Below are 7,340 nucleotides of genomic sequence, written 5' to 3' on the forward strand. Positions count from 1 at the left end.
AGCATGACCTTAGGATGGGATGGCGAGGTTTCCCGCTCTTAACAGAGCCGCTCCGCTTTTCATGTCGGCTCAAGCGCCGAAACGCCATATCCAATCGACCAAGAAAAAAGTGCTCTTGAATTTCCTTGTATTCAATTCCCGTGCGGTTAAAACCCGAGGTAATTATCAATTATCCATTATCAATTATCAATTAATGAACTCCTGTCTCCTAACTCCTAGCTAACGCGCATATTTATAAAGATACGCTTAGGGGTTCTATAAGGAAAAAACGTAGTTACGATCCAGGAGACTACCTGAAGGCTGTTTACCCACTATTCCCTAGGAAATGCTTACATTTGATCGCTCAAACCAACCCCTAGACAAAGCGATAAGTAAATTCATACATTAAATCTACTCTACCTTTACGCAAAACCGCTGGATCTAATCTTTCTTTAGTATTACAGGTCATTAAGACAACTAATTTATGCTGATGATTAATTCCAGATTCATCTACTACACTTTGATATAAAGTACCATCTAACAAACTGAGAATATGTTCTGTTTTACTGTTAGTTTGAGCCACTTCCAAAGAGCGGTCTTGAGCTAAATTATCTGCCTCATTAATAATTAGACAAATCTGCTCTAAATATGTTGGTGGTACAAAATTTTCTACTGCATCATGATCTAGAATAAAAATTACATATCCTAAAGGAACTAAAATCTCTTTTGCTACTGCTTGAGTCCAAGCTGTTTTACCTGTTCCTGGTTCTCCACTTATTAATATGGCTAGTTGATTGTGTGCAAAAATTTCTTGTTGTACTGTATCAGTAAAGTTTTGAATATCTTGAGGAAATGTATTAATAGGAAATTGACTTTGAACTTGTCCTATACGACATTGATAACCACTTACCATAACTGCCATATTGTAGGTAGATTTTCTCACCAGTGGTGCTATATTTTGAGAAATTAAGCTGTAATAACGTCTGCCTTTGTCATAAGTTTCTACTTGTAACCAACAGCAATATTTTGACCAATAGCTATATACTGTACCTAAAGTTTCCAACCGTTCCCAACTGATAAATCTTTCTCTTGGATAATAAAAATTTCTTTCCATAAATGATTGGGTAATTATGTCAGGTTTACCCAATAAATCAAGGATTTTAAAAATAGTAATTTCTTGCAGTCTATTCAGAGCATATTCAATAGGAATGCTTTCTCTTGTAATAGTTCGTGTAACAGGAGTTTCTATACTCAATAAATCTTGATAACGATAATCTGGAGTTGGAGGCTGAGGAGTTATATAATCCCAAAATTCATCAAATTCGTATCGTGTACTTTCTGAAAAAATGTTTAATATATTCGCCCACCAAGGAAATTGATTACGACCTAAAGCATCAGCAATGTCACTAGCTATATCAAGAGTTTTTTTGCTGACTTCCCAAGGATCATTAGATAATAAATGCCATAGATATTCCCAATCAAATTCTCGGTAAAGTGGTCGCCAACCTGCTCCTAGTAATCCTTTATTTTGAGGATTATTTTGTTTACTGTCGAAGTATCCTGTTCCCATAGTTTGTTGAAGTTCTACATAGTACACAAATTTTCTTTTTTTGAAGATAATATTTATTACTTGTACCATGCTGGTGGTTGATTACTTTTATTACCTTCTTTTTTTATTCTTCTAGAGAAATTGTGATAAATTTTACTAGACAAAATCCAGGCTTGCTTACCTACTAAAAAAAGTTAATATAGGAGTATTTTTTGCCGCTAGTATAATCGATTTAATCATAATAGTTGACTCTTTAAAGATTTATAGAATAAATTAATTATATATCTTTTTGGGTACATACATAAACTATAATTGCTATGAACACAAAAGTTTGTAATTAATTAACTGAATCTTGAGCAAAATCAAAAAAGCATTGATGATCGCCGAAGGATATTCTTGGATATATTTCTGAAAGATTAGGGAGATATAGATTATGACTATCTTATTAGTTTTTTGAACAACTCCATTCCATATAATTACTCAAACTCAAATTAAAATGAATTTATTCATGTTGCCTCTAACGTCATCTAAATACCCTTGTAAAAAATTATTAAATCTTTAAAGTCTTTGGAAATTATTTTAGATCTGATATTTTCAAATACTAAACATGATCGAATTAAAATAAAATTTTCTTTCTTGCTTCATCTAAACTAATTTTTAATTCTACTTAAACTACAATAGCCTTCTGTTTTATTTCACCTTCAAGTAGATAGAATTTGTAAATACTTAGTTGGAACTTCATCAACTAACCAAACATTATTGTGAGAAAGATAAAATTTATAACCATCTTCAGACATTGCCATCGCATCTACCACCAATACTATAGATTTTCCCTTTCTTCTTTTTGCTACATTTCTAGCTGTAGTAATATCATTGGATAAATGAACATGATGTCTTGAAATTTTCTGTAAACCAGTCTTTTTGATTGAGTCAATTACATGAATTACTGTACCATGATAAAGTGTATCTGGAGGTATTTGTGGTTTTAATTGCAAATCTACTTCGACACTGTGTCCTTGATTAGCACGAATAAAAGTTTCAGTAGAGTCTAGAGAAAATCGTTTTTTATCATTCTTTTCTACAACTGTATAAAGCTCTGTTTGAATGATAGGAAAGTTATGATTTTTAGCTGCTTCCAATAGTTCTTCTATAGCAACCCAACCATGAGAATCGAGTTTAATACCTATTTTCTCTGGGTGGTGTCTCAACACCAAACTCAAATACTTACTAATTTTTACTAGGCGAGAATTATTCATACTATTATTTATTATTTTTTTGATAATTAATATCAGTTAATTGTTATTTAAATAAGTAATTTGTAAGTATTCAGCCGTCAGCTATTAGCTATGAGTTATTAACTATATTGTCTTTACAGGAAGAATTAATCTTGAGAGATTAAGATAGAATTAAAAGTATAAATAATATCATGTCCGGTTGAATAGTTATAAATAAATGAGGGAGGAGTCAGGAGTCAGGAGTCAGGAGTCAGGAGGGAAGAGAGCAGAAAGAAAGTATAAAAATAAGAAAGTTTTTTTTATCACTAATTATCCGGACATGATATAAAAGCTAATGATATCACCTTATAAGTTTATTTATTCATTCAAAAGCTGAGAGCTGACTGCTTATAGCAATTTAATTTTGATATGGTTGATTTTTTCTACCGCATTAAATAGTTTTAGTTTTATACTACTCTTATGCTACAATAAGAATATAAGAAGTGTCAAGGATAGGTATAGGAAAACTAAAAAATCAAAAGTTCAAAGGTAAAACTTAAACTCTTAAAAAGACAATGACTGATAGTTGATATAAAATCCGCTTATACAGTAATTGCAAAATTAATTCTTTAACTGACAGATGTTTTATGGAATACGAATTTAAAAATTCATGCCATTGAAATCTTTTCTTTCTGCTAACTCCTAATTCCTGACTCCGAGCGCGATACGATAACTAATTACCCGGATTCTATATGAGTTGCTCATTGCTATAAATATAAATTAGCAACCAAAAGAAAAAAGTTCTCTTGGTTGCTGAAAATCAAATATTATTAGTAATTAGGGCTGAGTGATTAATTCTCAAAGCATTTATAAATAAGAGCTTTAGTCTTATTAGGAGCGAAAAAAAATGCAAGGTTGTTTATCCAAAAAGCTCAAAAAGTTAGCATTTTGAGTAGACAAAGTTGAAAAAATAAAGGGATAATTCTCTCTCTTACCTCCTTTATAATTCGCCGTTCCTCCTGACTCCTGTAGGGGCAATTCGCGAATTGCCCCTACTAAAAGACTTTTTCAGCAAACCCTAATTAAAAGTCTATAGACTGACTAAGCTGTAGTTGCTAACTGTGGACTAAATGCTTCCTTTAATAACTCTACCTTATCTAATTGTTCCCAAGGTAAATCTAGATCGGTACGTCCTAAATGACCATAAGCAGCAACATCTTGATAAAAACGACCGCCTCTTTCTCCAGGTAATTTCCGGAGGTTAAAAGTCTGAATAATCCCTGCTGGACGGAGTTCAAAGTTTTCTTTCACTACTTCTAATAACTTATCTTCATCAACTTTAGAAGTACCAAAAGTCTCAATCATCATACTAACAGGTCTCGCTACACCAATCGCATAACTAATTTGAACCTCACACTTTTCTGCTAGACCTGCTGCAACAATATTTTTAGCTATGTAGCGACAAGCATAAGCTGCTGAACGGTCTACCTTAGTTGGATCTTTTCCAGAAAAAGCACCGCCTCCATGACGAGAATAACCACCATAAGTATCAATGATTATTTTACGTCCTGTAAGACCACAATCTCCCTGTGGACCGCCAATAACAAATTTACCAGTGGGGTTGACAAGAAAACGAGTTTGTGAATCAGGCTTAATCTTTGCGTCAGTAAATATTGGCTCAACAACATACTTCCAAAGGTCTTCTTTAATCTTAGCCTGAACATCTGCTCCCTCCAACTCGCCAATAGTAGCAGTGTGTTGAGTAGAAATTAGGATTGTATCAATACCAACAGGGCGACCATCTTCATAAATAATAGTAACTTGACTTTTAGCATCTGGTCTTAAATAACTGAGTTTACCACTTTTTCTTACCGCAGTTAGTTCGCGACAAACTCGGTGTGCTAAACTAATAGGTAAAGGCATTAATTCTGGAGTTTCATTACAGGCAAAACCAAACATTAAGCCCTGGTCTCCTGCTCCTATTGCATCAAGTTCTTCTTCACTTAATTGTTCGCGAGTTTCTTGAGCTTTATCTACCCCTTGAGCAATATCTGCTGACTGCTCATCAATAGCTACTAAAACAGCACAGCTATCCGCAGAAAAACCATTTTCTGCATGAACATAACCAATGTCAGCAATTTTTTCCCTAGCTAGTTTTATATAATTTACATTGGCTTTAGTTGTAATTTCACCACTAATAACAACCAATCCTGTATTTACTAATACTTCAGCAGCCACACGACTTGCCGGATCTTGTGCTAGTATTGCATCTATAATTGTGTCGGAAATTTGGTCGCAAATTTTATCAGGATGTCCTTCAGTAACAGACTCAGAAGTGAATAGATAACGACTAGACAATATTAGTTCCTCCTATATTTTTCCTTAAATTAGTTTAGCGAGTAATAAGTTTTAACTTAGGGATAATACTTGTACCAAATAAGTACTTTCTACTTTCTATGCTATCAAATTAAGTCAACTATCCAAGAGAAAACTCAGTTTGTAGTCAGCTATTATGTTTTTTATACCATTCTCCATATCTATAGTAAATGGTATGGGTTTACAACATCAAGGTTAAAATTTCCACACTTGACAAATCCACACTTAACATAATATTTTCTGGTCAATCAATTATTTTGACCAGAAGAAGCAGAAAATTATAAATTATTTATTGATTGTCCCTGAGTTAATAACTTAATTAATTATAGCAAAGTATTGTATGCAAGTACACAAATCAAATAATTAACACAATCCCAGCGTTGTACTTAGGCGACATCTAAAGAATTATTCTACGGAAAAACTAGGGTTTTAAGCCTCTCCTTTAAAAGAGAAAAAAGCGGTTGTTTGCGGAGCATTCCGTTAGGATGGGATGGCGAGATCTCCTCGGCATATAATCAACCAAGAGAAGAAAAAAATTTCCCTTTTAACCAATCCTCTTGTTTTCAAGAAGAGATAATTATTAATTAGGGTTTGCTGATTAAATATGAAAGCGTTGACAGATAAAGGTTTTAGGCTTTTAAAATGGTGACGAAGAACCAGGTTTTAGCCTGATCAGGCTAAAAAAGTGAGTATCTTGCTAAGGTAGGGACACCCAAGTTAAGAGATGATTTTTCCTTTGTAAGTCTTCTACAACTCCTAATTCCTCTTGAGTTTTCACTACTCCCTACTCCCTGCCTTAGCAAAAAGACTTTTGAGCGCAAGCCCTAATTATTAATTATTAAACTATTCCCTCATTTTCAAAAAATGACAAGATATCAGAAATAAATCAGATAGGAGTGTTATATCTATAAATTATTTCCACTTGATTTTGGCAGTTAACAATGATTCGCCATTGATCTTAACAACTACCAAAATAACTATTTTTGATAAAAAATAATTATTTTTATTTTTCAAAGTAATGCAACTGATATATCACAATACTTTAATTTCTTCCAACTTAGCGATCGCTACATCTGCTGTCTGTAAGTGATTAGCTTCCGGTTTCCCCCAACAAATACCGATACAACCTGCTGCTTCTGCTTTCCTTCCCATTTCTATATCTGTGGGAGAATCTCCTACCATTAATGCTGTGGCTGGTTTAACCCCTAATTTTTGACAAGCTTGTAAAAATAGTTCTGGATCTGGTTTACTCCGAATATCATCAACCCCCATTTCTAGTTGAATATAATCGTTAAGTTGATGGTATCTGACAAAATTTTGCACTGCTGTTGTATTATCTGCAGATAATATACCCAGTTTTATACCTGCTTGGGACAGATACTTTAGCACTGCTAGACTACCTGTAAATAGATAATTTGGAGTAGACTTAGGCAATATTTCGTCGGCTTCTGCAAAAGCCTCTTTGACAATAGTTAATGATTCTAACCAATCTCTACCCGTTTCAGCAATATAAGCTGCCGCTGCAATTTCGTTTTCTCGCCTACTACCAACCGCCATTAATCCTATAGGGTTAATATTATTGCCATCAATCCCAAAAGCCATTAGTAGAGGTTCTCCTATTCCAGGGATTTTAGCATCAATGAGGCGACAGCGCTTTTGCCCCAAATTTCTTAAAAACTCTTGAGAGTCTTCTAGGGTACCATCTTTATCAAAAATGATTGCTTGAATATCTTGGAAGATTACACCTCGACAGTTAATAGCTACCATTGTTTCGTATATAAATTTTTTTTGATTGTTACTAATATCTTTGATGATTCAGAATATTAGGAGAGCAGGATGTAGGGAATAGCTTCAATTTATTGTTGATTTGTTTATATTTTCAACTTAATATTTTGCTTACTCCCTATTCATCTGCTATTGTCAAGAGGTTGATTCTAAGGCTATTGCGTATCTGTATCTACTGCGCAGCACTAGCTATTTATGATGTAGTCTCCTCTGTTTTTTGGGATTCTCCTGCTGCCTCTTCTTGTGTAACTCCAACTTCTGTTTCTTCCGGTGCTTCTACTGTTTCTGTTGTTGCTTCAACTTCCGGTGTTTCTACTGTTTCTGTTGTTGCTTCAACTTCCGGTGTTTCTACTGTTTCTGTTGTTGCTTCAACTTCCGGTGCTTCTACTGTTTCTGTTGTTGCTTCAACTTCCGGTGCTTCTACTGTTTCTGTTGTT

5 protein-coding genes are annotated in these 7,340 nt (G+C 33.9%); all 5 read right to left on the bottom strand.

Annotated features, from left to right (window positions below; genetic code table 11):
• Nucleotides 1–355 precede the first annotated feature (355 nt).
• On the bottom strand, nt 356–1,576 hold the full coding sequence (locus ACP6PL_RS29420; RefSeq protein ID WP_426548906.1) for an AAA family ATPase: 1,221 nt from the start codon (nt 1,574–1,576) through the stop codon (nt 356–358).
• Between the two features lie 653 nt (nt 1,577–2,229).
• Nucleotides 2,230–2,784 carry an RNA 2'-phosphotransferase gene (locus ACP6PL_RS29425; protein ID WP_426548907.1) on the bottom strand — a complete coding sequence of 185 codons (555 nt, stop codon included), beginning with the start codon at nt 2,782–2,784 and terminating at the stop codon, nt 2,230–2,232.
• Nucleotides 2,785–3,843: 1,059 nt separating this feature from the next.
• Entirely contained in the window at nt 3,844–5,100 is a 1,257-nt protein-coding gene (metK, locus tag ACP6PL_RS29430) for a methionine adenosyltransferase (RefSeq protein WP_426548909.1), read from the bottom strand.
• A gap of 1,050 nt (nt 5,101–6,150) precedes the next feature.
• Nucleotides 6,151–6,885 (bottom strand): HAD family hydrolase, encoded by a 735-nt coding sequence (locus tag ACP6PL_RS29435; protein ID WP_426548911.1) that lies wholly within the window; start codon nt 6,883–6,885, stop codon nt 6,151–6,153.
• 211 nt (nt 6,886–7,096) lie between these two features.
• Nucleotides 7,097–7,340 (bottom strand): hypothetical protein (locus ACP6PL_RS29440; RefSeq protein ID WP_426548912.1); only part of this gene is annotated, 244 nt, incomplete at its 5' end.

It is taken from the genome of Dapis purpurea BLCC-M126 (assembly GCF_050015975.1).
GTDB lineage: Bacteria > Cyanobacteriota > Cyanobacteriia > Cyanobacteriales > Microcoleaceae > Trichodesmium.

What these genes read in the sequence shown, in the direction of transcription:
- ACP6PL_RS29425 (WP_426548907.1), bottom strand. Translation starts at nt 2,784, where the DNA reads ATGAATAATTCTCGCCTAGTAAAAATTAGTAAGTATTTGAGTTTGGTG.
- ACP6PL_RS29435 (WP_426548911.1), bottom strand. Translation starts at nt 6,885, where the DNA reads ATGGTAGCTATTAACTGTCGAGGTGTAATCTTCCAAGATATTCAAGCA.